The organism is Paenibacillus sp. FSL F4-0122 (assembly GCF_038002845.1).
GTDB lineage: Bacteria > Bacillota > Bacilli > Paenibacillales > Paenibacillaceae > Paenibacillus_AQ > Paenibacillus_AQ odorifer.
The window spans coordinates 5793106-5818528 of the sequence record NZ_JBBODI010000001.1 but is presented as its reverse complement, the minus strand read 5'-3'; the positions used below and the strand labels follow the sequence as shown (position 1 = coordinate 5818528).

25 protein-coding genes and 1 pseudogene are annotated in these 25423 nt (G+C 42.6%); 22 read left to right on the top strand and 4 right to left on the bottom strand.

The features are described 5' to 3' along the window. The first annotated feature begins 29 nt into the window (after window positions 1-29). The 4 genes from MHH49_RS25450 (at window position 30) to MHH49_RS25435 (ending at window position 2508) form a co-directional block, all read left to right on the top strand. The gene (locus tag MHH49_RS25450; RefSeq protein ID WP_341121674.1) at window positions 30-1040 is read left to right on the top strand and encodes a phosphotransferase enzyme family protein; all 1011 of its coding nucleotides are present in this window, start codon (window positions 30-32) and stop codon (window positions 1038-1040) included. A gap of 137 nt (window positions 1041-1177) precedes the next feature. After that, window positions 1178-1765, top strand: a complete 588-nt coding sequence (locus MHH49_RS25445; protein ID WP_076099164.1) for a DUF1349 domain-containing protein — start codon at window positions 1178-1180, stop codon at window positions 1763-1765. A 159-nt stretch (window positions 1766-1924) separates the two neighbouring features. After that, window positions 1925-2188 (top strand): hypothetical protein, encoded by a 264-nt coding sequence (locus tag MHH49_RS25440; protein ID WP_081383901.1) that lies wholly within the window; start codon window positions 1925-1927, stop codon window positions 2186-2188. A gap of 128 nt (window positions 2189-2316) precedes the next feature. Then, entirely contained in the window at window positions 2317-2508 is a 192-nt protein-coding gene (locus tag MHH49_RS25435) for a hypothetical protein (protein ID WP_036677120.1), read from the top strand. 93 nt (window positions 2509-2601) lie between these two features. On the opposite strand, the gene MHH49_RS25430 is transcribed toward MHH49_RS25435, so the two are convergent. Then, entirely contained in the window at window positions 2602-3414 is an 813-nt protein-coding gene (locus tag MHH49_RS25430) for a class I SAM-dependent methyltransferase (RefSeq protein WP_076296638.1), read from the bottom strand. A gap of 224 nt (window positions 3415-3638) precedes the next feature. On the opposite strand from MHH49_RS25430, the gene MHH49_RS25425 reads away from it, so the two are divergent. Beyond that, window positions 3639-3785 (top strand): hypothetical protein, encoded by a 147-nt coding sequence (locus tag MHH49_RS25425; protein WP_341138602.1) that lies wholly within the window; start codon window positions 3639-3641, stop codon window positions 3783-3785. Window positions 3786-4134: 349 nt separating this feature from the next. Here the strand turns inward: MHH49_RS25425 and MHH49_RS25420 are convergent, their stop codons facing one another. Continuing rightward, complete coding sequence (locus MHH49_RS25420; protein WP_076296637.1) at window positions 4135-4680, bottom strand: TetR/AcrR family transcriptional regulator; 546 nt, start codon at window positions 4678-4680, stop codon at window positions 4135-4137. 201 nt (window positions 4681-4881) lie between these two features. Here MHH49_RS25420 and MHH49_RS25415 point away from each other — a divergent pair, with 201 nt between their 5' ends. From MHH49_RS25415 to MHH49_RS25405, 3 genes are all read left to right on the top strand, one after another. Continuing rightward, on the top strand, window positions 4882-5865 hold the full coding sequence (locus MHH49_RS25415) for an aldo/keto reductase (RefSeq protein ID WP_341121678.1): 984 nt from the start codon (window positions 4882-4884) through the stop codon (window positions 5863-5865). A gap of 103 nt (window positions 5866-5968) precedes the next feature. Continuing rightward, complete coding sequence (locus tag MHH49_RS25410; protein ID WP_341138601.1) at window positions 5969-6556, top strand: NAD(P)H-binding protein; 588 nt, start codon at window positions 5969-5971, stop codon at window positions 6554-6556. Between the two features lie 49 nt (window positions 6557-6605). Then, on the top strand, window positions 6606-6968 hold the full coding sequence (locus MHH49_RS25405) for a cyclophilin-like fold protein (protein WP_341138600.1): 363 nt from the start codon (window positions 6606-6608) through the stop codon (window positions 6966-6968). 100 nt (window positions 6969-7068) lie between these two features. On the opposite strand, the gene MHH49_RS25400 is transcribed toward MHH49_RS25405, so the two are convergent. Then, window positions 7069-7617, bottom strand: coding sequence for a TetR/AcrR family transcriptional regulator (locus MHH49_RS25400; protein WP_076099158.1), 549 nt, complete (start codon window positions 7615-7617; stop codon window positions 7069-7071). Window positions 7618-7888: 271 nt separating this feature from the next. Here MHH49_RS25400 and MHH49_RS25395 point away from each other — a divergent pair, with 271 nt between their 5' ends. The 5 genes and pseudogenes from MHH49_RS25395 (at window position 7889) to MHH49_RS25380 (ending at window position 12102) form a co-directional block, all read left to right on the top strand. Continuing rightward, entirely contained in the window at window positions 7889-8947 is a 1059-nt protein-coding gene (locus MHH49_RS25395; protein WP_076106613.1) for an NAD(P)-dependent alcohol dehydrogenase, read from the top strand. A gap of 205 nt (window positions 8948-9152) precedes the next feature. Beyond that, window positions 9153-9911, top strand: coding sequence for a carboxymuconolactone decarboxylase family protein (locus MHH49_RS25390; RefSeq protein WP_076099156.1), 759 nt, complete (start codon window positions 9153-9155; stop codon window positions 9909-9911). Between the two features lie 34 nt (window positions 9912-9945). Continuing rightward, window positions 9946-10782 (top strand): SDR family oxidoreductase, encoded by an 837-nt coding sequence (locus tag MHH49_RS25385; protein ID WP_341138599.1) that lies wholly within the window; start codon window positions 9946-9948, stop codon window positions 10780-10782. Between the two features lie 15 nt (window positions 10783-10797). After that, a pseudogene (locus MHH49_RS31270) lies at window positions 10798-11028 on the top strand (cupin domain-containing protein); the annotation flags it as partial. A gap of 93 nt (window positions 11029-11121) precedes the next feature. Continuing rightward, complete coding sequence (locus tag MHH49_RS25380) at window positions 11122-12102, top strand: aldo/keto reductase (protein ID WP_076106617.1); 981 nt, start codon at window positions 11122-11124, stop codon at window positions 12100-12102. Window positions 12103-12346: 244 nt separating this feature from the next. Here MHH49_RS25380 and MHH49_RS25375 read toward each other — a convergent pair whose 3' ends face one another. Beyond that, entirely contained in the window at window positions 12347-12997 is a 651-nt protein-coding gene (locus tag MHH49_RS25375; protein ID WP_076106619.1) for a helix-turn-helix transcriptional regulator, read from the bottom strand. Between the two features lie 166 nt (window positions 12998-13163). Here MHH49_RS25375 and MHH49_RS25370 point away from each other — a divergent pair, with 166 nt between their 5' ends. From MHH49_RS25370 to MHH49_RS25330, 9 genes are all read left to right on the top strand, one after another. After that, window positions 13164-14567 (top strand): MFS transporter, encoded by a 1404-nt coding sequence (locus MHH49_RS25370; protein ID WP_340891019.1) that lies wholly within the window; start codon window positions 13164-13166, stop codon window positions 14565-14567. 18 nt (window positions 14568-14585) lie between these two features. Next, a complete protein-coding gene (locus tag MHH49_RS25365; RefSeq protein WP_370510539.1) occupies window positions 14586-14945 on the top strand; it encodes a HesB/IscA family protein in 360 nt (119 codons plus the stop codon). A 23-nt stretch (window positions 14946-14968) separates the two neighbouring features. Continuing rightward, window positions 14969-15253: a hypothetical protein gene (locus MHH49_RS25360; RefSeq protein ID WP_076106624.1), complete on the top strand. Its 285-nt coding sequence runs from the start codon at window positions 14969-14971 to the stop codon at window positions 15251-15253. Between the two features lie 144 nt (window positions 15254-15397). Beyond that, window positions 15398-16204, top strand: a complete 807-nt coding sequence (locus tag MHH49_RS25355) for an AraC family transcriptional regulator (RefSeq protein ID WP_038571278.1) — start codon at window positions 15398-15400, stop codon at window positions 16202-16204. Window positions 16205-16412: 208 nt separating this feature from the next. Next, complete coding sequence (locus MHH49_RS25350; protein ID WP_341138598.1) at window positions 16413-17723, top strand: NtaA/DmoA family FMN-dependent monooxygenase; 1311 nt, start codon at window positions 16413-16415, stop codon at window positions 17721-17723. 25 nt (window positions 17724-17748) lie between these two features. Then, window positions 17749-18798, top strand: a complete 1050-nt coding sequence (locus MHH49_RS25345) for an NAD(P)/FAD-dependent oxidoreductase (RefSeq protein WP_341138597.1) — start codon at window positions 17749-17751, stop codon at window positions 18796-18798. Window positions 18799-18823: 25 nt separating this feature from the next. Further along, window positions 18824-19771 (top strand): ABC transporter substrate-binding protein, encoded by a 948-nt coding sequence (locus MHH49_RS25340; RefSeq protein WP_076213785.1) that lies wholly within the window; start codon window positions 18824-18826, stop codon window positions 19769-19771. Between the two features lie 190 nt (window positions 19772-19961). Further along, entirely contained in the window at window positions 19962-21824 is a 1863-nt protein-coding gene (locus tag MHH49_RS25335) for an AraC family transcriptional regulator (protein WP_341138805.1), read from the top strand. Window positions 21825-22099: 275 nt separating this feature from the next. Beyond that, complete coding sequence (locus tag MHH49_RS25330; RefSeq protein WP_341138596.1) at window positions 22100-25396, top strand: chitinase N-terminal domain-containing protein; 3297 nt, start codon at window positions 22100-22102, stop codon at window positions 25394-25396. The last annotated feature ends 27 nt before the right edge of the window (window positions 25397-25423 follow it).

Sequence of the window (25423 nt, the reverse complement as noted above, 5' to 3'; positions counted from 1 at the left end):
GGAAGTATGGTAGACAAAGGAGATAAGCAATGAATAACGGTTTTCAGATCAATACTGAGGAGAATCGACTCCGAACTCTGAGACAAGTAAAGCAAGCGGCCTTTCATGCTTTGCAGGAATACGAAATAGACTGGAACTCCATTCACTTCATTCAAGTATCCGAACATGTCACCTTCCGCATTGTAAGAGAAGTGGGGGAACAGTTCTTGCTCCGTATTCACCCGAATAACAAACAACGCGAAGGAACCATTTCAGAAATAGAGTGGTTGTTCGCATTGAAGAGTAAGGGCCTCATCTTGCCCGAAGCTGTAATCAATCGTGAAGGGGCCTTTATTACGGAAACGTCGGTGTGTGACGGACAACGGTTTTATTCGAGCTTAATGAGATGGGTCGAGGGAAAGCATGTAGACAAAAGCGAACTAACGGAGGAAGGCATCCGTAAAACAGGATCATTGATGGCAAAGCTTCATGAGGCCAGCTCTGATTTTAGTCCTTCCAGCGGCTTTACTCGTCCTTCTTGGGGTGCACTGAGCTTTAAACGGGACTGGGATCACCTAAGTCTACATCGCAAACATTTCATATCGGATGAGGGTTTTAAGTTGTATTCCGTAGCTGCCACTAAAGTGGCAACATGTCTCGAAACGATCACAAGACATGAACAAAATTATGGGATGATCCACGCGGACTTACATAATGGAAATGTCATTTTTCAGGATAATGAACCGTACCCTATTGATTTTGGCAGGTGTGGCTTCGGCTACCATCTTTACGATATAGCTCAGGCTATTATGGGATTATACCCAACACAAAGAGCTTATTTCGTCGAAGGATATCAGAGAATCAGAAAGCTGGAAGATGAACATATAATGAAGCTAGAGTGCTTCTTAGTCATGGCAATAATCGAAGCCTATAGCTTTCATGCAGAGAATCCGCTAGAGACCGAGGGTTTGATTGAAGAGCAGCCATATGCTCAAGCGATTTTGAGAGCTTATGTGAACGGGACAACCTTTTTATTTAATTCTCTGGATACTTCAATATAAAAGATTAGAAAATGATGTGCGTTATATTCTTCAAATGGTATTATTAGGATGAACTGCTGAAAACTATTTAAATTGTATTTGGAATCTTAGCAATGAAAATGGTTGACAAAACTTTATAAAAAGTGAGGAGTAGAGCAATGAACTTTAATAAAGAACAGCTTTTTTGGATAAATCCAATCAATGATTATTCTATTACAGAAAACAGGATTGAATTTGTAACGATGCCGAATACAGATTTTTGGCAACGAACCTATTATGGTTTTAGAAATGATAATTCACCTGCACTGTTAATGAAAACTGCTGAGAAGTATTTTTCATTTATAGTAAGAACAGATTATGATAGTGCAAATAGATACGAGCAGTGTGGGATAGTCATCTATCAGGACAGTGACAATTGGTTCAAGGCATCGGTAGAATATGAAAATGAGGAATTCCAAAGACTTGGAAGTGTGGTTACAAATCACGGATATTCAGATTGGGCAACAACAGATATCGATGCAAACATTAAAACAATGTATTATAGACTAAGTCGACGTGAAAGTGATTTCTGTATTGAAAGCTCTTTGGATGGAACTACGTTTGAACAGATGCGTATTTTTCATTTGTTTGAAGGGAATGAGGAAATAAATTTTGGCTTATATGCTTGTAGCCCAGAGAATTCTTCATTTAAAGGCGTTTTCACGGAAATGGAAATTACTGAGTGTAAGTGGTTGGAGCATAAATAGTCGTTTACACAGCTGAAAGTGAATATTACTCAATAATGGCCTTCCTATAAAGGAAAGGTCTTTTTTAGTGGAGCGGTTATAAAGTTGTCATCAGTTTCCATTTTCTACAGTTATCCATGTGGTAAAATTAGGATAAGTGGATCTTGGGAGGAGAGGACATTGAGTCTTGTGATGATCATTTTGTTACTGTTCTTAAATATTCCAGTATATAGATTTTTGTTTCGCGTGTTCTTCGAGGATAATGATGATTATAACGAATCGATTAGGCATACTTTTACGCCTAACATCATTTCTTTATTCCGGGGAGAGTATTGGAAGGATAGAATGAATACGGCAAGACTTCAGTTTTTTATACTCATTTGCGGTGGGATTGTTGTTTTGGAATACCTTGTTTTGCATAAAATAATTGATATTTTTCGTTAAATAGAACTTCATTTAGAAACTTCTGCTTATGGTGAGCAGGAGTTTTTTTATCTTGCATAAGCACCGCTCTATTATGGAAAACTTATGTAGTGCGAATAAACAGCATGAATCCATTTTGCGAGGTGATAATGATGACAAATCAAGATCCGCAGGAGCTTCTTAAAAGTAAACATAAGCTAGATGAGCAGAAGAGGCAGTTCACAAATTTTGCCCGAAGTGCTTCCGGTCATGGTGAAGTAGAAGCAGGCCAGGAATTCAGTAATGACCGAGTGCCAGATGATCAAAACCGTATGAAATCTGTTGAGAACAGACAAGATTGATCTTAAAAAAGCTATCAAATAAGCCGATCCTTTTCTGGATCGGCTTAGAATAATAATTATTACGTTGTAAGGTTGTTCAATAGGTATCGGATGCTAGAGTTTTCTTGCTTTAATTACAAAAGTTACAGGAAGCATCTTTGCTTTTTTTGCAAAATCGCTTTTATCGTCCCGCGACTGCATAAGTTCATCATCAGATTGCTCAATCATTTGCTCAATAACAAATCCAGCTTTAGAGAGCGCATTCACATAGGTTGATAATTTACGATCCGATAAGGTTAGCGTACTTTCTTCAAGAGATACTGAATACCAAGATTCATCGAAATAACATTTTTTGAAAACAAGCATATCATTTTCTGCAACAACACATTTGTGTATAGGGTGAGACCAGCTGAAAATAAATGTTCCATCTTTTTTAAGGTAAGAAGCAATCCGGCTAAAAGTACCCTCAAGGTCTGTTGTCCAGCCTATGGCATAAACCGAATAAACAAAGTCAAAATAATCCTCTGGCAGGCCACATTCTTCTTCCATGGGAGAACAGATCAAATTTGCTGAAAGTCCGTGCGCCGTCAAAAGTTGCCTAGTCTTTTCGATTTGATTCTCTGATATATCCGTACCCCATAGTTCAGATGCATTGCGTTCCCCCAAATATTGCAAAGATTGACCGCTTCCACAGCCTATCTCCAGCAACTTTTTCCCTGAGACATCACCAAAAAGTTGACATTGTTCTTCTGAGACAAATGCTCCATATAAAGGTAGTGCGGTAGCTCCTAAAACATCATTTCCTTTTGTATCCCAAAATAAGCTGTTTGTTTCATGAATAGCATTCGTATTCATATCGACCGAGATGGCGACGCCAACCTCACCCGCGCCTATAACGTTTGTTCTATAACCAGAATTTTTGTCCATGCAGACACCCGCCCCAAATATAGATTATATAAGCCTAAACATATCTCCCGACTTGCGCGTAATCCTAATAACATATATCGAACACGAACAAGCTGAGGTATCAACCATAGAATAATCTACCATTTTTCTATTAACATATCTACCCAAAATTTTCCACTAAAACTTCCATTTATAATAAAGCATGAATTTCTGTTTCACTCGCAGGGGGAGAAGAATACGTATGAATGGAACGATATATGAATTACGGTCAGGATCAATTTTTCTTGCTGCTCCATTCGCTAGAATGGCGATTCTATCATCAGGACCTATACGAGGTGATCTCAATAAATTATTTTGCCAATCTGGATGCCTATGGTTTGTTCACTAAATAGCGCAATTATCTGGTTGTCCGTTTGACTGCAGATCAAGCGACGTTAAAGTTATTGGATGTACGCCATATTGAAAACTATAACAAACTCCGAATAATAGGAACCTATTCAAGTTGCTCCAATTGCATCGTTTATATCTGAATATGATTTTTCAGGAAAAACCATCGTACCTTTTATTACTCATGTGGATATGGACCTGGACAGAGCTTTGAAATGATCAGAGAGCTTGTCCCGGAGGCAAAACGTCTTAGAAGGCTTTGATATAGAGTGTAATGAAGTGACAACTGCACAAGAAGCTGTATCTGAATGGCTACGTGAAATTGGGATAATTCATCCTTGTTTAAGATACTGACTATACAATCCTCTCTATCAATACTCCCACTTGTTTGGCCATTTCACGAGGTGGATAAGGCATTTCATTCTTAAACCACCATTCCACTACCTCTACATAAGCCGCTGCAATAAATCGAAGAATTACCTCTTCATTGAACCCCTCATTTTTCCCTTCTTCTATAGTCACTTCATCCTTTAAACCTTCCATGACAAATTCAAGGAATCTATTACGAAAAGAGAGGGCGCCTTGACTGGCTAACATCGTCGAGAAGAATAAATAATTGCTTTCTAGGTATTCAAACCAAATCAAACCTCCATCTATAAAATCCATTTCAACTGATGCATTACGCAGTTCTTCTAGTTCATTAATATGTTCTTCAATAAGCTTATCCAGCAGATCAAATTTATCTAGATAATGAAGGTAAATCGTTCTACGACTTACGTTTGCTTTGTCGGAAATATCCTGTATCGTAATCTGATTAAAGTTTTTTTCGGAAATAAGTTCAATAACCGCTTGTTTTATCGCTTCTTTAGATTTAAGTATTCTTCTATCTACTTTAGGCATATGAGGATCACTGCTTTCTATAAATATTAGCTATTTTGAATCAATCTGTGAACTAATGCACAAATATCGGTCAATTAGTAATTGTAGACCTTTAATATCTATATATAATAATACACAGATGTAACCTAACAGAGCAACTTTCAAGTTAATTTATACGGTACATCTAAAAAATATAACGAAATGAAAGTGAGGAACTATAGAATGGAATATGTAAAACTTGGAAATACAGGTTTGGATGTATCACGAATTTGTCTTGGAGGGATGAGTTTTGGTATAGGAGAACGAGGCGATTTTCCGTGGGCACTTAATGAAGAACGCAGTCGTCCTATGATTAGAAAAGCACTTGATGTAGGAATCAATTTTTTTGATACTGCGAACGTCTACTCGGGCGGAACGAGTGAAGAAATCATTGGACGGCTCCTAAAGGAGTATGGCAACCGGGATGAAATCGTCCTAGCATCTAAAGTTTTTTACCCAACGAGTGAAGGTCCAAATGGTAGTGGGCTTTCCCGCAAAGCTATTATGAGTGAAATTGATAAAACACTTAAGCGTCTAGGAACCGATTATGTCGATCTCTATTATACCCACCGTTGGGATTACAATACGCCTATAGAAGAGACTATGGAAGCTTTGCATGATGTCGTGAAGGCAGGTAAGGCTAGATATATTGGCGCTTCCACGATGTATGCTTGGCAGTTCTTAAAAGCACAACATGCTGCTGACCGTAATGGTTGGACCAAGTTTGTAGCTATGCAGGATCATTACAATCTCTTATACCGAGAAGAGGAGAGAGAGATGATGCCACTATGTAAGGAAGATAAAATCGCAGTAATGCCTTGGAGTCCGCTGGCTGCTGGAAGATTGGCAAGACCTTGGGGGGAAACGGACGAGCGTGCCAAAGTTGATGCAATCGCAACAGCGATATATTCCTCAACAGCTGATTCAGATCTACTAGTCGTTGAACATGTAGCCGAAGTTGCTGCAACAAGGGGGGTACCGATGTCACAAATCGCACTTGCTTGGTTGCTTCACAAGGAGCCCGTTACATCTACAATTGTTGGAACAACTGAAATCTCTCATATTGAAGACGCAGTAGCTGCACTTTCGATTAAGTTGACACCTGAAGAAATGGACTTATTGGAAGAATCTTATGTGCCACATCCAGTTCTGGGTATGACGTTCTAATCTAAGTTCGGGTATAAACGAGTCCTCAAAAGTAATGTTCGATACAGATTTGTTATTGATATGTCAAAGCTTTAACTTTTAAAGATGAAAGGGAGTATTAATTATGACCAAAGTATTGATTCTTGGAGCAAACGGAGGAATTGCTGGTTATGCTATCGATTTATTCCTCAAAGAAACGGATGCTGAGTTAACGCTTTTCCTACGGAATGCTGGCAACGTAAGAAAACTTGATCCGTATCGCACTCGTGTCTTTGAAGGCGATGTTATAGATATGGAAACATTAGAAAAAGCAATGGCAGGCCAAGACGTTGTCTATGCCAATCTAGCGGGCAACTTGGAAAAGATGGCTAAGAACATTGTAGAAGCTATGAATGCGAGCGGCGTGAAACGCCTTATTTTCATCAATTCTATGGGCATTTATGATGAAGTTCCAGGGGAGAAATATGGTAGCATTTTAAACCCATATCGAAAGTCAGCTCAAGTCATTGAGGCTTCAAATCTTGACTATACGATATTGCGATCCGCATGGTTTACCAATAAGAATGAAATCAACTATGAAACAACTCAGAAAGGCGAATTGTTTAAGGGGTCGGAAGTATCACGTAAGAGTGTTGCTGATTTAATTGTTAAATTAGCTGTAACGCCGGGATTGGAAGTCCGTAGTAGCTTGGGTGTGAATAAGCCTGAGTAAGTTTAGAATACGATGGGCTTCTGAATTCATCAGGAGAGTGGAGAGAGCAATGGGGAAGTCAATAAAATTAACTTTAGATGGAAAAGAATATACAGCAACATTAAACAGTAACCGTACAGTAGAAGATATACTAAATATGTTACCAATGGAATTAACCCTGCAACGATATGGAGGTCACGAATACTACAGTTCACTTCCTAACAAGCCATCAATTCAGGGAGTTCCTATGACTTCAGATGCACATGCAGGTGGCATATACTACTATGATGGCTGGAGTGCTTTTACAGTGCTTTTTGATGACGCACATATTGCTCCTTATGAGGTCGTGCATATCGGAGATGTAAATGAGGATGTCATCCTACCGTTATCCGTAGCGGGTGCTACTGTAAAGGCTAAAGTTGAGATAAACTAGTGAAAAATAAAATATTAAATATACTGTACGAAATCCGCGCCCAGCGCGGATTTTCTGTTTTATGGGTACAATCTTTGATTAAGCCAAGAACTTGCACCTATTACTCACAAATTCTATCCAACAAGGCCCCTAACTGTTCTGCTAATACTTGATGAGTTACAGGCCTTTTGTTCGTAAACCACCATTCAACTACGCCCACATACGAGGAAGCCACAAATCGTACGACAAGATCTTTATTTAGCCCTTCGTTTTTCCCCTTTGTGTTATCTACTTCATCTTTGAACTCTTCAATCAAAAATTCAAGGAACCGGTTGCGAAAGAAAGGCGCTCCTTTACTCGCTAACATCATGGAGAAAAAATCGTAATTACTTTCGAAGTATTCCGTCCAAATCAGAGACCCAGTTACAAAATCCAAATCAGCTGCCGCTTCGCATCTCTCCTGAAGCTCATTAATATGGTTTTCAATAAGTTTATCCAACAAATCGTATTTATCCATGTAGTGGAGGTAAATCGTCCCACGGCTGACATTTGCTTGATCCGAAAGATCTTGAATGGTTATATCATCAAAATTTTTCTCAGCCATTAGTTTAATTACTGCTGTTTTTAATGCTTCCTGGGTTTTAAGAATTCTTCTATCGACCTTAGTCATTTTGCCCACCGAACTTTCTTTATCATCATAAATATAGAGAAAATACATTTTTGTACTTGTTTTTAATTATTAACAAATGTTTATTATTTTTTCAATATAAATCAGTAAATAATAAACAAATTCAATCATTCTATTTATTAATGCACAAATCACTTGAAATTGACAATAGACCTCAAATGCAAATCAATTATAATAATAGACATAAGTTCATTAAGATAATTATGAACATTAATTATGGAATTCATCTTTTATTAGAAAGGATTGTTGTAATATGTGTAACAATCATAACAACATTACTACTCGAGTACTATGTGTTCCAGCGGCAAAGACACCATTTGAACTAACAACCATAGAACGTAGAGATTTAAGGCCAGATGATGTTTTAATAGATATTAAATATTGTGGTATCTGCCATTCTGATATTCACAATGCTCATGATGATTTTGGCAGCGGAGTTTTCCCGATGGTTCCGGGTCATGAGATTGCAGGTGTTGTTACTGCTGTAGGTAGTAGTGTGACAAAATTCACTGCTGGCGATCGTGTTGGCGTAGGCTGCTTTGTTGACTCGTGCGGGGAATGTGACTTCTGTCTCAGAGGAGAAGAGCAGTTTTGTAAGAAAGGTGTCGTCGTCGTATTTAATTCTATAGATTACGACGGAAATCTAACATATGGTGGATATAGTCAGAAAATCGTTGTGAAAGATAAGTTTGTTGTACGTATTCCGGATGCCTTAGAACTGGATGTGGCAAGCCCACTGTTGTGTGCAGGCATTACCACTTACTCGCCTCTTAGACATTGGAACGCTGGACCAGGTAAGAAGGTTGCGATTGTGGGAATGGGAGGACTTGGTCATCTGGCAGTTCAGTTTGCCCATATGATGGGCACTGAAGTAACTGTCCTAAGTCATAATTTGAACAAAAAAGAAGAAGCCTTTGCATTTGGTGCAAATCACTATTATCGAACGAATGATCCCGCCACATTTACTGAGTTGGCAGGTCAATTTGATCTAATTTTAAACACAGTTTCTGCGAATATAGATGTCGATGCCTTTCTATCCATACTTAATGTGGACGGAGCATTAGTTAATTTGGGTCTGCCAAACAAACCAGATCAATACAATGTTTTTTCCTTATTTGCTGGGCGTCGGAGCATAACTGCATCAAACGTTGGTGGTATCAAAGAAACTCAAGAGATGCTCGACTTTTCGGCTGAGCACGGAATCGCTCCAATGATCGAAGTCATTCGTGCGGACCAAGTTGACGAGGCATATGAACATGTCCTTCGTGGTGATGTACGATATCGGTTTGTAATCGATATGTCTACATTGTAATTGTTTATTCTGATGAAGTATGGGTCAATCAAAGGATTGACTCATCTTTAGTTTATCTGTAACTTCCATACCGTTATTGGGGTAGATAAGTCGACTATGAAATAACCGAAAAGGATAAACTTTTAATAGGAATCGAGATCTCACGGAAAAGTATCTACAGAAAGCGATAAACCAGCTTTTATTAAATTAAGAGGAGGTTTGAATCATGAGAATAACGGAGGCAGCAAATAAGTACCATGAAAGAATGTTCCCAGGCTATGAATCTAAATTATTAACAACGGATCCAGATTTTATTGAACGGTTCGATAACTTTGCCTTTGATGAAGTGGTAAATCAGGACGATTTGGATGATCGTACTCGTATGATGGCCATTCTCTCTGTTTTAATTGGCTGTCAAGGGATTGACGAGTTTAAAGCCATGCTACCAGCAGCACTAAACTTTGGTGTTACTCCTGTGGAAGCGAAGGAAATTGTCTATCAGTCAGTGCCTTACCTTGGCATTGGAAGGGTATTTCCCTTTCTGCATGCGGTAAATGATATTTTGACTGCCGGAGGTGTGGAACTACCTTTACCTAGTCAGGCAACTACAACCACAGAGAATCGTTTAGAAGCAGGAATTCAAGCACAAGTAGAAATTTTTGGAGAAAGCATGGAACAATTCTGGAAATCCGGTCCGGAAGAGAGTCGACACATTAATCATTGGCTTGCTGCTAACTGCTTTGGCGATTACTATACCCGAAAAGGACTCGACTACAAACAAAGAGAGATGATTACATTCTGCTTTCTCTTTGCCCAGGGTGGGTGTGAACCTCAGTTAACCAGCCATGCGGCCGCCAATATCAGGCTTGGAAATGATAAGTCATTCCTGATCAAAATTATATCTCAATGCCTACCTTTCATAGGTTACCCGCGCAGTCTGAATGCTCTACGATGTGTGAATGAAGCAGCAGCGAAATCTAATTAAAAAAGAACGAAATAAAATTTTGGAGGAATTAATTATGAGTACATGGCTTATTACTGGTGTTAGTAGTGGCTTTGGTTATGAGATGACAAAACAGCTTCTTGAGAAGGGTGACAAGGTTATCGGAACTGCCCGTAACAAAAACAAGGTCGCCGAATTCATCGAGAATTATCCCGATACCTTCACTTGCGAGACACTGGATGTAACCGATGTTCCTGCTATTCATAAACTTGTTGACGGCTCTTTTGAGAAGTTTGGACATATCGACGTTATCGTAAGCAATGCAGGTTATGGCCTTTTCGGTGCAGCCGAGGAACTCTCAGACGCCGAGATTGATCATATCATCGCGACTAACCTAACTGGATCCATCCAGCTAATTCGGTCATCTCTGCCGCATCTGCGTGTTCAGGGTGGCGGGCGAATTATTCAGATCTCCTCCTATGGTGGGCAGGTTGCCTTTCCAGGTAATTCAATGTACCATGCCACCAAATTTGGTATTGAGGGATTTTGCGAATCGGTCGCTCAAGAGGTTGCACCGTTTAACATTGGTATTACATTGGTTGAGCCAGGAGGCGCCCGTACCGAGTTTCGATATGGCAGTGCACAGGTAGCGAACCTGATGCCAGAATACGATGAAAATCCGGCGCACAGCTTCTTGAATATGCTCGACCCTTCCAATGGACTAGCTCCCGGTGATCCAGTGCGTATGGTTTCCCGAATCATTGAGAGCGTTGATCAAGAACCTGCGCCAATTAGAATGGTACTCGGTTCTCAAGCACTGGCAAACACCGTTTCGACCTTGAAAGCCCGTATTGCTGACTACGAGACGCAGACTGAACTGGCCGCTTCAACTGACTTTCCTGCGGGAGAATAAGAGGATAACAGTACCATTTTTCCGTTAGGGGAAAAAGTTAAAGCAAACTATACGGGTGATGCTTATTTGCAAATGGTGTTTACAGATCCTACTCCTCTTAATACTGCAATTGGAAATGTAACCTTTGCTCCAGGTGCTCGCAATAATTGGCACGCTCATCACGTTGGACAAGTTCTGTTAATTACTGGCGGCAACGGGTGGTATCAAGAAGAAGGAAAATCTGCCCAATTACTTAAAACAGGTGACTCCAGGGGAAACAGAATGGTTTGAAGCTGTCGATGATGAATGGTTTGAACAACTGTAGAAATTAATCTATATAAATAGAAGGAGGTTTACATTGTGGAATATATTAAATTTGGAAATACAGGTATGGATGTCTCTCGGATTTGCCTAGGCTGTATGAGCTTTGGAGATGTGCAGCCAGAAGGGCATCAATGGGTGCTTAATGAGGAGAACAGCCGTCCTATTATAAAAAGAGCGCTGGACCTCGGCATCAACTTTTTTGATACAGCGAATATCTATGCAAGTGGAACCAGTGAAGAGATTATAGGACGAGCTCTAAAGGATTATGCAAATCGGGATGAAATTGTCCTCGCAACAAAGGTTTGGGGGCGCATGCATCAAGGTCCAAACGGTGCTGGGCTTTCCCGAAAAGCTATAATGAGCGAGATAGATAAAAGTCTAAAGAGACTAGGGACCGATTATGTGGATCTCTATATCACCCATCGTTGGGATTACAACACGCCAATTGAAGAAACCATGGAAGCTATGCATGATGTGGTGAAGTCTGGAAAGGCCAGATATATCGGTGCTTCTGCTATGTATGCATGGCAATTTCAAAAAGCAATACATGTGGCTGAGAAAAATGGATGGACTCGTTTTGTATCCATGCAAAATCACCTGAATCTCATCTACCGCGAAGAGGAAAGGGAGATGATGCCACTTTGTAAGGACCAAAAAATTGCGGTGACTCCCTATAGTCCATTAGCATCTGGAAGACTGATTCGCGACTGGTCGGAAACCACGCAAAGATCCGAAACAGATCTAATTCAAAAAGCAAAATATGATTCTACTATTGATGCAGATCGATTGATCATTGAGCGAGTGGCGTCAATTGCAGAGAAGCGCGGTGTACCCCGTATTCATATTGCGCTTGCATGGCTGCTGCAAAAAGAATCTGTAGCTGCTCCTATTGTAGGTGCTACGAAAATTTCTCAACTCGAAGATTCAGTAGAAGCTCTATCTGTGAAATTAACCTCTGAAGAAATTTCATCACTAGAAGAACTATATGTTCCGCATTCTATAGTGGGAGCTCAGTGAACCTATTTTTTCTGAATAAGGGATATCGTAGTTAAATTGAGGAAGAAATGAAATGGAATATGTAACATTAAATAACGGGGTAAAGTTAAACTAAAACAACCCACAGCCAAGATCATTTTTATTATAAATCTTGGCTGTGGGTTGTTATCTATTTGTAATGAATATTATGATAATGGTTCATATCGCTAGTCATTGGATGCTCATGTGTGACATGGCAGGCGTTTGGAAAGTGCCACAGCAATTGTCAGATTCTAACCGTATATACACAGTTTCTTCCTCCCGCTAATATGTACTCCCCCCGTTCAATATGAACATTATTACCTAGAACAGTTTTAAATAGATGTAACTCATTTTTGCATAACCCGGTACATACAGCAGCAGCTTCACAGATCGGGCAATGTTTCTCAATGAATAAAAGACTGCCATCATCCTGCTCCTTAACCTCGGCCATATACCCTTCATTTGTTCGAATCTCGGCCAGTTTCTCCAGCTTCCCTCTAACGTCTGCTGTATCACCAAGTTGCTGAAGATATTGTTCTTGCATATTCTTATTTCGAACAGCCAGCAGCTTGTCCAGCCCCTCGTTACCGAAAGCTTCTTTCATGGAATGGATCAGACTGACGGATAAATCCGAATATCCGCTTGGAAAAAACCGATCGGCCGCGGGGGTTAAGATCCATAGCTTGGTGGGCCGCCCCATGGGACGGGCCTCTTCTTTATTAGTAACCAGCCCTTCTTCTTTCAGCGCATTCAAATGTTGACGAATAGCCATTCCAGATAGCGAAAACTGCGAGGAGAGTGCCATAACATCCATTCCCCCTTGCTGCTTTAACAGATCAATGATCGCTCTTCGGGTCTTGGTTGAGACATCCTTTTTGGTTTGATTTCGGCTCAAGGTGCACCTCCTTTTGAAGCAACTAAATCTACATCACAGACTACATTTTAAACAAAAATGTTGACAAAGTCAAAGCTGAACTGTAGCTTAGACATTATAAACAAAAATATTTACTAAGTGTCCGAATACGATGTATACATACCAATTTTCTTGGAGGTCACATTTCATGTCGTCTAATCATCAAAGTATTTTCAGCCCACGTTATTTTGCACTATCCATAGGTATTATTCTGTCAGTGATGGCCGTTGGATTCGAAGGTCTGTCCGTAACCACCATTGCCCCTTCGATTGCTGGAGATTTGAACGGCCTTAGCCTGTTTGGCTGGATATTCAGCACGTATCTGCTTGCGCAGATTATCGGAACTCTGGTCGTCGGTCGAATCATAGATAGAAGAGGACCTGCAGTACCGTTCACTATCGCACTACTTTTGTTTATCGTTGGGTTGATCGCTGCCGCAACATCAGGCGATATGTATACCATGATAGGATCACGGGCCATGCAGGGTTTGGGTGCCGGAGCTATGATGACTTGTGTGTACACAGCAATATCCTTAAGCTACCCGGATGAATTACGCGCCAAAATACTAGGAGCGTTTGGTACGGCCTATGTTCTTCCGTCCATGCTCGGTCCATACGTTGCAGGTCTTATCGCAGATCAGTGGTCCTGGCGGTTTGTTTTCTGGGGAATATTACCGATCCTGATAATTTCAGCGCTGCTTAGTTTACCTGCGTTCACGAAATTAAAAACACCGAAGACACAAGGGGATATCGGAGCTTCATCGACTTGGATGGCTTTACTGTTAACGATGGGTACAGGGATTTTCTTGGTTGGTCTAAGCATGCTTCCGAGTATTATGGGATTTGTTTTAGTCCTTATCGGCTTAGTACTGATGATATTTCCGCTCCGCAAACTGCTGCCGAAGGGAACTCTTACGCTTCGAAGAGGCATGCCAGCTATTCTGGCAACACGTGGGCTGTTCTTCGCTGCCTATACCAGCACACAGAATTTCTTGGTATTGGCTCTAATCGATGTGAAGGGAATAACGCCTTCTCAGGCCGGATTGATTGTAGCGAGTGCTGCGTTGAGTTGGTGCGTCATAGCGTATCTGCAAGGACGGTGGGATTCGGCAGATCAGGGGCGTGGACGGCATACGCGAATTATTCTGGGTGTATTGCTGCTTGCCATAGGGATTACTATCGTATTTTGGATACCCGTGGTGACCGTTACCGTTGCAGTTTTTGGACAGATCATCGCTGGAATCGGCATTGGATTGGCGCATCCGATTAGCGGTGTTGTGGCGTTTTCTCAGACAAGAGAAGGAGGTGTCGGCAACACCTCGGCAAATCTGCAATTTGCGGATTCTTTTACACCCGGTGTAGTTATCGGGATCGGCGGTTCCATTCTTGTGGTTTGTCAGGCTGGCGGAATGTCACTCCAATCCGGATTAATTGTAGCAATGGGTTTCCATCTCTTGTTGATTGTAATGAGTTTATTTGCGAGCACTCGGATCTCACCAGTAGCTGAACAGATAGGAACGGGTATCCAATCTTTAGGTTTGAAAAACAAATAAACGAAGGAGGAGTTCACAATGATCATCGAGGTCAGTGATAAGGCATCAGAAAAAATCGCCGAAATCTTATTAAGTGCGAATATCCGAAATCCATTCCTTAGAGTGGGTGTTGATGAAGGGGGATGCAGTGGATTATCCTATACCCTAGTCGTAGATGAACAGCAGGCAGAAGAGGATATTGTATTAAATAAAAAGGATTTTAGTATATTGGTTCACCCGAATAGTATTCCTTATATTGACGGTCTTGAAATTGACTATGAAGAGAGTGGAATGGTAGGCGGATTCACTATGAATAACCCTAATGCAAAAGCTTCATGTGGATGCGGAGCCAGTTTCAGAATGGCCAATTATCGTGGCGAAATAAAAAAATGTGATTGAACAGCAGAAAGGAGAGAAGAGGAATGATATCATTTGCAGTATCCGAAAAAGCATTGGATTCATTTAAGAATGAATGGGGTTTGGAAGAGGACCAATATGTAAGAATTTATGCAAAATATGCCGGTGGAGGCTCAAATGCCTTCACTGTTGGAATTAATGCAAGTGCTACACCGATCGATCCCGCATGGGTTCAATCCATTGGCGGATTTCATTTTTTTGTTGAAAAAACTGATGTTTGGATTTTACAGGATGAACTTCTTCAAATTGATTGTAATGAAAACGGCATATTTTCAACCAAAATCTCCTGAGCATCTTCTTGGGTACAATGTACATTAGAATATCTACTACACTTCTAGCAATTTCGCACACTATTGTCTATACTGTTTTAAATAAATATCAGAATTGGATCTGATCTTAAAAGAAGCATGGTGCTAGGAAGCAGGTGCAGAACATTGATAAATTTGGACAAATTAGCAAAGGCATTTACTAAAGGTGTCTATGAAATAGAAGATAGAAGCCGCTTAGTCATCCAGCCCAAAAGCTTATTAAGTGAATTCACCACCGTTAAGCATGGATTTTTATTTATCATTCGCGGGGGAGCCAGAATACGTGTGAACGGAACGGTATATGAATTACGGCCAGGATCAGTTTTTCATGCTGCTCCGGGCATGCAGATGGATTCGCAGGTTATAGGACAATCTGAGCTCGAGTATTACTCACTTTTTTATAAATTGGATATGCCGGAAGAAATGAATAGTACTCACGAATTTGACTCTCATTTCAAGCTGGAGCCGGGAGCGAATCTAAAGATTATTGAATTACTAATTATGCTCCATCAGAATGCCCATCCATCCGGAGAAATTGGGAAGCTGCGTATCAAGGAGTTGTTCTTAAGCCTGATGCATCAGGTTCTGATTGCGTGCAGTTACAGAGAGAACGATAGTTCTCCGAATCAAAGAATGGTAGACGAAGCTCTTGCGTATATTAAACTTCATTATATGAATTCACTTACACTCGGTGAGTTAGCGGAACAGCATGCAATGAGTGCCAACCGCTTCTCTTACCTCTTTCATAAATATACGGGACTACGACCAATCGACTATGTCGTTAATTATCGTTTGGAACGGGCCTGTGAATTACTCAAAGCAGGTAATTTTCCTATCCGCGAGATTGCTGACCGTGTTGGTTATGACAATCCACTATATTTCAGCCGATTATTCAAAAAGAAATTCGGTGTTTCTCCCTCTGCTTATAAATAATGTACATAATGAGCTTCTTTTACTTGAACTACGTCTGCAGCTACTGGTGATAAGCCAGAAGTGCAGACTTTTTTTATTTAGATTAAATAATGATGCATGCTGGATTTGAGATTTGTACATTTGAATTTATTTAAATTTTTGATAAACTCACCTTTGTAACTGAGAATCATTATCAGTAAATTGATTTATAAATGAAAGGCTGGTAGATATGACAGAAAAAAGACCAAGACAATTATGTATTGGCCTGTCCTTAAATGCAACCTGGATGAAAGGAGACGGCTGGCGGCACCCGGATAGCGGAGTAGAGAAGATGGAGTCTATTGATTACTATATTGATTTGGCAAAAATGGCTGAGAATTCAAAGCTCGATTTTCTTTTCAGGGCTGATTATCTGTATGTTAGCCCGCAGATGTTAGCAGACTCCTCAAATTTCGGCAGCCCCGACCCTGCATTGTTTTTTGCAGCGATAGCTCGTGAAACCGAGCGGATCGGACTGGTAACGACGATTTCCACTACTTTTAATCCGCCGTATGTTGTTGCAAGGCAATTGCAGTCCTTACACTGGCTGAGCAATGGACGCGCCGGCTGGAATATTGTCACTTCTATTGAAGGTGCCAATAATTTCAGCGATTCACCTATGCCGTCACCGGAAGAAAGATATGCCAAGGCTATGGAATTCACGGATGTTGTACGCAAGCTTTGGGAGAGTTTTCCGAATGAAGCGATTGTTATCGACCGTCAGTCAGGTATGTTTTCGGATAAGGATAAAGTGACTGCCATTAATCATTCCGGGGAATTTTTCAGTGTAAAAGGGCCGCTTACTTTTCCTGCTCACAAATCAGGAACACCGCCGCTATTTCAAGCTGGTGCTTCAGACATTGGACGGAATTTCGCCTCATCTGTAGCTGATGCTATTTTTGCGGCAATGCCGGATAGCGAATCGGGAGTGGAACTAAGGAATGATCTGAGAAGAAGAGCGGCTGAGCAGGGCCGTGATCCGGATGCTATCAAAGTTTTGCCGGGCTTATATTTTTTCCTGGCCGATACGCGCGAAGAAGCACTTGAATTACATAAGGCTGCACATGCGAATTTAAGCCTTGAACGCAGACATGCTTCGCTCAAATCGGTGATGGGTCTTGATTTAAGCGGTTATCCCTTAGATAAGCGAGTAACTGACGATATATTACCCGATTCCAGTCAGGCCGTCCGCAGCCGGACTCATGCCGAATTGTTACGGCGGTATATTATCAAAAACCAGCCTACAGTGAAAGAAATCTTGGACAGGCCGGAGGTTGTCGGATCTGCACATTGGGTATCTGTCGGGACAGTAGAGGATGTGCTGAACGATATTATTGAACGGTTTGATGCGGAGGCTATGGATGGCTTCATCGCCTTGCCAGGCGGCTCGGAACAATCTATGGAGTTGTTTTTTGAGAAGTTGGTACCGGAGCTGGTTGAAAGAGGTTTATTCCGGAGTGAATATACTGGAAGCACTTTCCGTGAGCATTTAGGGATTTAAAAAAGAGAAATGAGGCGATTGAACGATGCATGAAGAGGAATTGTTTGATGTTACGATTATTGGCGGCGGTCCGGCTGGATTATTTGCTGCATTTTATAGCGGACTCCGTGAAATGAAAACCAAAATTATAGAATTCCAACCTGTGCTTGGCGGCAAGGTGCATGTCTATCCGGAAAAGATGATCTGGGACGTAGGAGGCTTACAGCCTATTCTTGGCTCACAACTTATTGAACAAATGGTTGCTCAAGGGATGACTTTCCAACCGGAGGTTGCCTTTAATGAAAAGGTCACATCCATCTCGCAAGATGAAGCAGGTTACTTTATTTTACACACCGCCGCAAACCGGAAGCATTTCACTAAAACTGTGATATTGGCCATTGGAGGAGGCATTCTGAAGCCGGTCAAGCTCGAAATCGAGGGTGCCGAAAGATTCGAAATCACAAATTTGCATTATACGGTGAAGTCACTTGCCCGATTTAAAGAGAAGACTATCCTAATATCGGGAGGCGGCCATTCTGCTGTTGACTGGGCGAATGAACTGGCTCCGATTGCCAAAAAGGTGTTTCTGACGTACCGGAAAGAGAACTTAAAGGGGCATGAAGCCGATATTTCACGCTTGCCAAACAATGGCGTAGAGTGCTTGTTAAATACTTCAATCGAAAAGTTGATTGCCACACCGGATCACGAAAGAATAGGGACTGTACTGCTGAAAAGTAATGACAACGGAGAGGCATTTGAGCTGTCTGTCGATGAGGTCATCATTAATCACGGTTATGAGCGCGACAAAGAACTGCTGGTGAACAGTGAAATTAAAATGGATCTGTGGGAACACCAGATTTCAGGATCAGTAACGAGCGGGACATCCGTGCCGGGTATTTATGCGGCAGGTGATGTTCTACATCATGATGGGAAACTGCACCTGATCGCGGGGGCATTCCAGGATGCTGCCAATGCGGTAAACCAAGCCAAACAATACATCACACCGGAGGCAAATTCGTCCGGGATGGTGTCTTCACATAATGACCTGTTCACGCAGAAAAACCGTGATTTAATGAAGCATTTATACAGACAGTAATGATAACAACTCAAGGGGGAGCCAAATGAAAAGACTATATGGATGGATTGCATCCTTAATTATACTTGCAGGATTACTGGCTGGATGTTCCGAAACTTCAGTCACGCCTACACCGGAAGCCGGCAAGATCGATGAAGCGGGATGGCCTAGAACAATTGCGGATGCCAGCGACAATGGAGTGGTGCTTAAGACACGTCCTGAGCGTATAGCGGTTTTGCATCCCTTGTATTTAGATTACTTTTTTGCTCTAGATACTCCTCCAATCGCATCAACCAATGCAGCGGAAGCGATGAAGGATTTTGCTACTTTACAGCCTTATGCTGGAACTGCTGAAATTATTGATTTGGGCAGCAGCAATGCGAACCTGGAAATGATCATGGATGCAAAGCCAGATGTGATTGTAACCTTCAAGGGTTCTGTTGATAGCAATTATGAAGAGTTGAATAAGATTGCACCAGTCATCTTAATTGACTACACCGATACCTGGGAAAAAACGGCGATGCTGTGTGCTCAGATTGTTGGTAAAGAGACATTAGCGGAACAAGCCATTAAGGAAACCCAAGAAATGATTGCAAAAACAAAAGAACAGTTAAGTAGTCTTGAGAATAAAACATTTGCTTTACTACGGGTCGACGGAAAAGCCAATTTTAATGCTCAAGGCTCTAAAAACACGATGTACTACAATCAAACTGTAGGCTTTGGGTTGTTGCCACCAAAGGGATATCCTGAAGAGGGAGGGGCACTTTCTCTGGAGGGAATATACAGCATGAATCCAGATTATATTATTATCCAGCATGATATGGATATCGCAAAGGCAGCCATCAAGGACAAGGAAACTTCGAACGTGTGGAACTCACTGGAAGCAGTGAAAAACAATCATGTACTTATCTTTGATAACTCACTCAATAGCGCAAGTATCCTGGCTGTCCGTTTGGCTGCAGATCATTTTCTGCAATTGGCGTCTGAACAATAAAATTATATTACAAAATCCGATTGCACCTTTTAGGGCAATCGGATTTTTGTTATTAAGTTAAATATCTTGACTGTTATTGATAATGGTTATCATTTATGATGAGTATTAGACAGATAACGGAGGGGTAGTCATTATGCACAAAAGCAATCAAATATTGCTTTGGGACCAAGCGACGGTCAAGTTATTGGATGTGCGCCGTATTGAAAGGGTTCGGGGCGAAATTCTTCATAAATATAAGATTCCTGCCAGTATATTTTTACTTTCGGTACAAGGGAGCGCTCAAGTTCAATTAGATCAGTCTGAATTTTCTTTTACAGGATTTCAAGTCCTGCATAGCGGGAAAGGAGCGACCCTTAATATTGTTCCGACAAGCAAGAATTTTGTTTACTATATCATTTATTACCGTGCATGGATGCAAGAGGAGGATCTGTTCCAAACACAATATTGTTTTTCCCCAGATGCACCCATTTTACTTTATAACAAAATGCAATTGATGTATCAAAAATGGAACGAGCAAGAAGAGAGACTCAATGTAAAATCACTTTTTTATCAATTCATTCATCAGGTTTTAAAAGAATTACATAGAAAAGAGACTGAAGTGAAACAAACAAGTGTTGCAGTCCAGGTAATCACCTATATCCAGGAGTACTATGCGGAGCCAATTACATTAGATTCGCTTGCGGAAGTATTTAATTTCAGTGCTTATCATTTGTCATCCTTGTTTAAAGAGCACACAGGTATGAGTCCGATTGATTACTTAATTCGGTTTCGGCTTGAACTTGCAACGGAGCTTTTAATGACAACAGATGCTTCGGTCGGGGAAATATCAGCAAGTGTTGGTTATAAAGACGTATATTATTTCAGCCGAATTTTCAAGAAAAGAAAAGGTGTATCCCCTACACATTTTAGAACAAGAGAGTTTCAGCGGCCTAAAGTTGCTGAAAGTCCATTAAACTTCCCCACATCCTCTATTTTTGAACCCATCGTTCAACAGTATATTAATAATGATAATCATTATCATAATACGGAAAAAGGGGAATTACCTATGTTTAAAATGACAAAATCTCAGACGACGGCAGCTTTACTGCTTTGCAGTTCTCTATTATTAGGTGCTTGCTCAAGCGGGACGGGTACTGCTACGAAGGAACAAAGTAATGGGAATGGAACCGTAAATCAAGCAACATCAGAAGAAAGTACGAACACTCGAATAGTATCAACGCCTAAGGGAGATGTGGAAGTACCAGCAGAGCCGAAAAGAGTGGCGGCTGACCAATATATGGGGCATTTATTGAAATTAGGAATTATACCCATCGGAGCAAGAACGTTTATGCTGGATGAAGGGTGGATGGAAAAAGCGGACATACCCAAAGAAACGATCGAGAAAATTGAGGATTTAGGGGATTTTCCTTTAAATTTGGAAAAATTAACGATGCTAGATCCGGACTTAATTATCGGTTCGATCGATGAGAACATAGAACAATATGAGAAAATTGGGACCACTGTTTTTCTGCCTTATTGGGAGGGGTTAAAAACAGCAGGGCCGCTTGATAAATTTAGGAGTGTAAGCAAAATATTCGGAAAAGAAAAAGAAGCAGAAGAATGGATTACGGAATATGAACTGAAAGTAGCTGAAGCAAAGTCGAAACTTGCCGGGGTTATCAAGGAAGGGGAAACCGTTTCGATTGTTCAGTTTTCACAAAAGGCCGTGTACGTCTTAGCGGCAAAGGGAGGAAATTATGGTTCTTCCACTATATACAATATGCTGAAGCTGCCTCCAACAGAAAGTGCCAAAAATATGGCGGAGGGGTTTGAATCCATTTCACTTGAAGTGCTTCCAGAATACTTAGGTGATTATGTTTTTGTATATAATGGCGATGCGGATGCAACCAATAAAGCAATGGAAAGTAACATATGGAAAGGCATCCCTGCAGTGAAAAATGGCAAAGTTTATTTGTATGGCGATAATTATCATGATGAATTCGTAATGGAGGACCCTTTTTCATTAGAGCTTCAGCTTGATACGATTGTGAATTTGTTACTTGGTTATCAGTAACTTAGGAGAGAGCGAAACGGAGCATTTATCCGTTTCGCTTTTTTTTGTACTAATATCCCGATAGCCCAATCCTTCATCATGAGCCTCAGCAACTGTGACTTTTTTCATAATACCCTTTCTATATTCGACCCGTTTTATAGGCCAAAAGTATAATTTTTACAGCAGTTTACATAAATCTATCTTTTTTTTAATTGTTTTGAGATAGGATAGTAGATGTCAAGCAGGTGGGTATTTATGGTAATTACTCACCGGACTATTTCTTGAGGAGGAAGGGTATGAAGGAGAAGAATTCAGTTTGGAAAAAGAGGCTGATGAACAGCACTCTAGCTGTGGCGGTGGCCGTACCACTTCAGCTGTTCACGTTCGGAGCCGGTTCGGCGGTATTCGCAGAAGGACCAAACGATCCTGCACCGTACATTGAGGCCAAAGTGGTCAATGAGCATGCAGGCCAGAAGATCCTGTTTGACAACACCCATGAGCAGACTGCGGGAGCAGCCGATTGGGTGATTGACGGCGCTTTTTCAGACTTTGGGAATGCCCTTGCCCAGGAAGGCTATTATGTCAAAGAACTCCGCAAGACGACTCCAATTACTTTGAGTGATCTTTCCGATTATGATGTCTACATCGTCGCCGAATCCAACGTGCCCTACAAAGCAAGCGAGCAGCTTGCGATGGCAGAATATGTGGAGGATGGCGGCAGTATTTTCTTCATCGGCGACCATTATAACGCCGACCGCAACAAAAACCGCTGGGATGGTTCTGAAGCTTTCAACGGCTACCGCCGTGGAGCGTGGGACAATCCAGCCAAAGGCATGAATGCCGATGAGGTCGCTTCTGCAGCCATGCAGGGTGTGGTTAGCTCTGACTGGCTGGCGGACGAGTTCGGTGTCCGTTTCCGCTACAATGCGCTTGGCGACATTAACGCAACCAACATCGTGGCTCCCGATCAAGCCTTCGGCATTACAACGGGCGTATCGGCGGTAGCTATGCATGCCGGTTCCACGCTGGCCATTCTAAACCCAGCCCGTGCGAAAGGTATCGTCTACCTGCCGCAAACCAATGCTGCCTGGGCCAATGCCGTAGACCAGGGGGTCTATAACGGCGGCGGTGTGGCAGAAGGTCCTTATGTGGCAGTTGCGAAAAAAGGCGCCGGCAAGGCAGCCTTCATCGGTGACTCATCTCCTGTAGAGGATGCAACACCGAAATACCTGCGCGAAGATACCGGCACCAAGAAAACAACTTACGATGGCTTCAAGGAAGTGGACGATGCCACACTGCTGGTTAACACCGTCAACTGGCTCGCTGAGCAGGAGAGTTATACGGATTTCACCCAGGTGAATGGCCTGATGCTAGATCAGCCTACAGCACTGCTGCCTTTCGAGGAGCCAGCGCTGTCCACTGAGCCGCAGCCGGAGCCTTGGGCTCAACCTAATGCTGGCTACAAATGGTATGATCGCAGCACCTTCAAAGCAGGCTCCTACGGCGGACCGGCAGCCACTGCAAGTGCGGTTTATAACTTCACGCACCAGGCTGTGCTGCCAAATGCACAGAATTTTCAGATTCGGGTGAGTGCAGATAATCTTCCAGCAGGCACAAGCGTTTCCGGCTTCCAGGTAGGTGTCTACCAGGTAAGCAGCGGCGCCCAAATCGCCAAGATTCAGAACAGCGACGGCACCTGGCCAAGCAGCTACGGCTATAGCTCCTCATTCAATCTGACGGCTGATCAGAACGGTCATGCCTACAAGGACCTGACGATTCAGATCAAGCCGGGCACCACAGCTGCATCCAATCTGCGCCTCCGCCAGAACAGTACAAACCTCAAGACTGAATCGGTGACGCTGGGCAATGTTCCTGCTGAACCGCTTCCGGCTGAGGAAGATCCCATTCCGGCTGCAATCTCTATCGGCGATTCCCGGTCTAAGGCAGCCGGATCACTGGTAACGGTGGAGGGGACCGTGACGACCGAGCCGGGTATCTTTGGCGGACAGTCCTTCTATCTCCAAGATGGAACCGGTGGGGTTTATGTCTTCCAGAGTCAGAGCGGCTTCCACGTGGGCGATAAGGTCAAGGTAACAGCGTCCACCGCACTGTACAACACAGAGCTGGAGCTGACCGAAGCAGTACAAATTGCGAAGACGGGCACGGCGGCACTGCCGCAGCCGATTGCGGCGAACATGGTGAATGATGCCAACCAAGGCCAATTGGTTCAACTGAACGGTGTGACAGTGGCGAACATTATCAACGCTACGCCAAGCGGCTCCTTTGAATTCGACGCAGTCAACGCCGACGGGACAAGCAATCATGTGCGCGTGGATGCCCGGACAGGCATTACTAAGGATATCTTCCCTTATACTGAGGGACAAAAACTTAATATCACAGGTGTTGCCGCAATTTTTAAAGGCATCTACCAGCTCAAGCCGAGAAGCCTCGATGACTTCGCCGCAGCAGAAGAAGAGGGGGCTCCGGTGACAACGGCGACGCTGTCTACCGAGCCTAATGCTTCCGGCTGGTTTAACCAGCCGGTCACCGTTACCCTGAAGGTTAATACAGATACAGCTAATATTTATTACTCGCTTAACGGCAACAAGGAAGCTGAGTACAGTACACCTGTGGACCTGAAGGAAGACGGGCGGCATACATTGACATACCATGCTGTGCCGGGAAAAGGCAAAGCGGAAGATCCCAAGATGTTGAACCTCAATATTGATACGGCTCCACCGGTTGCCGAACTGAAGGAATCCGGCCATGAGGTGAGAGATGTAGAAGAAGGAGCGCAGCTTTACTTTGAATTGACTGCTGACGATGTATTGTCAGGTGTCACCTCGAAACAGCTTCTATTAGATGGGAAAACGATTGCCGAGGGCCAGACCCTGAGCGCCGCCGATTTAGGGGCCGGCTCCCACACCGTGAAATACACCGTGCAGGATGCGGCCAGCAATACGACTGAAAAGAGCTATACTTTCCAGGTTATTGGCGGCCAGGTGATTGCGACTGGTAAGCCAGGACAGGCTGATCTTTCCTCCAACAGCAGCTATGCTAATGGACTTAGTGATGGTAACTATACGGTCACCATGAACCTATGGTGGGGTAATAACGGCACGAGCTACAAACTCTATGAGAACGGCACACTGATTGATTCTAAGACACTGAAGGATGTATCGCCGGCTGCCCAGACGGCAAGCACAGAGCTTCATGGCAAGGTGAACGGCACTTATGTATACACTGCGGAGTTAACCAACAAATATGGCACGACCAAGATCGATTCGCTTACGGTCACCATAAGTGACTCTGCGCCGGGCAAGCCGATTCTGTCCGAAGATAACTGGGACGGAGATGGCACCTATAAGGTGTCGATGAATCTTTGGTGGGGAACTAACGCTACAGAGTACCGCCTATATGAGAACGGGGAGCTCATCGACTCACAGCCGCTGAATGCCCATACACCTTCGGCGCAAAGTGCAGCAACCACCATCAGCGGACGCACTGCCGGTGTGTACGAATATCGGGCGGAGCTGGTCAACGCGGCGGGAGTAACTGCCAGTGATACGATCAAGGTAACGGTCATCCGCTAAACTGAATGGCAGTAACAATAACAGTAA

Bases quoted from the DNA above. Each gene is read 5' to 3' on its own strand.
- MHH49_RS25450 (WP_341121674.1), top strand. From the start codon at position 30: ATGAATAACGGTTTTCAGATCAATACTGAGGAGAATCGACTCCGAACT.
- MHH49_RS25445 (WP_076099164.1), top strand. From the start codon at position 1,178: ATGAACTTTAATAAAGAACAGCTTTTTTGGATAAATCCAATCAATGAT.
- MHH49_RS25435 (WP_036677120.1), top strand. From the start codon at position 2,317: ATGATGACAAATCAAGATCCGCAGGAGCTTCTTAAAAGTAAACATAAG.
- MHH49_RS25430 (WP_076296638.1), bottom strand. From the start codon at position 3,414: ATGGACAAAAATTCTGGTTATAGAACAAACGTTATAGGCGCGGGTGAG.
- MHH49_RS25425 (WP_341138602.1), top strand. From the start codon at position 3,639: ATGGAACGATATATGAATTACGGTCAGGATCAATTTTTCTTGCTGCTC.
- MHH49_RS25420 (WP_076296637.1), bottom strand. From the start codon at position 4,680: ATGCCTAAAGTAGATAGAAGAATACTTAAATCTAAAGAAGCGATAAAA.
- MHH49_RS25415 (WP_341121678.1), top strand. From the start codon at position 4,882: ATGGAATATGTAAAACTTGGAAATACAGGTTTGGATGTATCACGAATT.
- MHH49_RS25410 (WP_341138601.1), top strand. From the start codon at position 5,969: ATGACCAAAGTATTGATTCTTGGAGCAAACGGAGGAATTGCTGGTTAT.
- MHH49_RS25405 (WP_341138600.1), top strand. From the start codon at position 6,606: ATGGGGAAGTCAATAAAATTAACTTTAGATGGAAAAGAATATACAGCA.
- MHH49_RS25400 (WP_076099158.1), bottom strand. From the start codon at position 7,617: ATGACTAAGGTCGATAGAAGAATTCTTAAAACCCAGGAAGCATTAAAA.
- MHH49_RS25395 (WP_076106613.1), top strand. From the start codon at position 7,889: ATGTGTAACAATCATAACAACATTACTACTCGAGTACTATGTGTTCCA.
- MHH49_RS25390 (WP_076099156.1), top strand. From the start codon at position 9,153: ATGAGAATAACGGAGGCAGCAAATAAGTACCATGAAAGAATGTTCCCA.
- MHH49_RS25385 (WP_341138599.1), top strand. From the start codon at position 9,946: ATGAGTACATGGCTTATTACTGGTGTTAGTAGTGGCTTTGGTTATGAG.
- MHH49_RS25370 (WP_340891019.1), top strand. From the start codon at position 13,164: ATGTCGTCTAATCATCAAAGTATTTTCAGCCCACGTTATTTTGCACTA.
- MHH49_RS25365 (WP_370510539.1), top strand. From the start codon at position 14,586: ATGATCATCGAGGTCAGTGATAAGGCATCAGAAAAAATCGCCGAAATC.
- MHH49_RS25360 (WP_076106624.1), top strand. From the start codon at position 14,969: ATGATATCATTTGCAGTATCCGAAAAAGCATTGGATTCATTTAAGAAT.
- MHH49_RS25350 (WP_341138598.1), top strand. From the start codon at position 16,413: ATGACAGAAAAAAGACCAAGACAATTATGTATTGGCCTGTCCTTAAAT.
- MHH49_RS25345 (WP_341138597.1), top strand. From the start codon at position 17,749: ATGCATGAAGAGGAATTGTTTGATGTTACGATTATTGGCGGCGGTCCG.
- MHH49_RS25340 (WP_076213785.1), top strand. From the start codon at position 18,824: ATGAAAAGACTATATGGATGGATTGCATCCTTAATTATACTTGCAGGA.
- MHH49_RS25330 (WP_341138596.1), top strand. From the start codon at position 22,100: ATGAAGGAGAAGAATTCAGTTTGGAAAAAGAGGCTGATGAACAGCACT.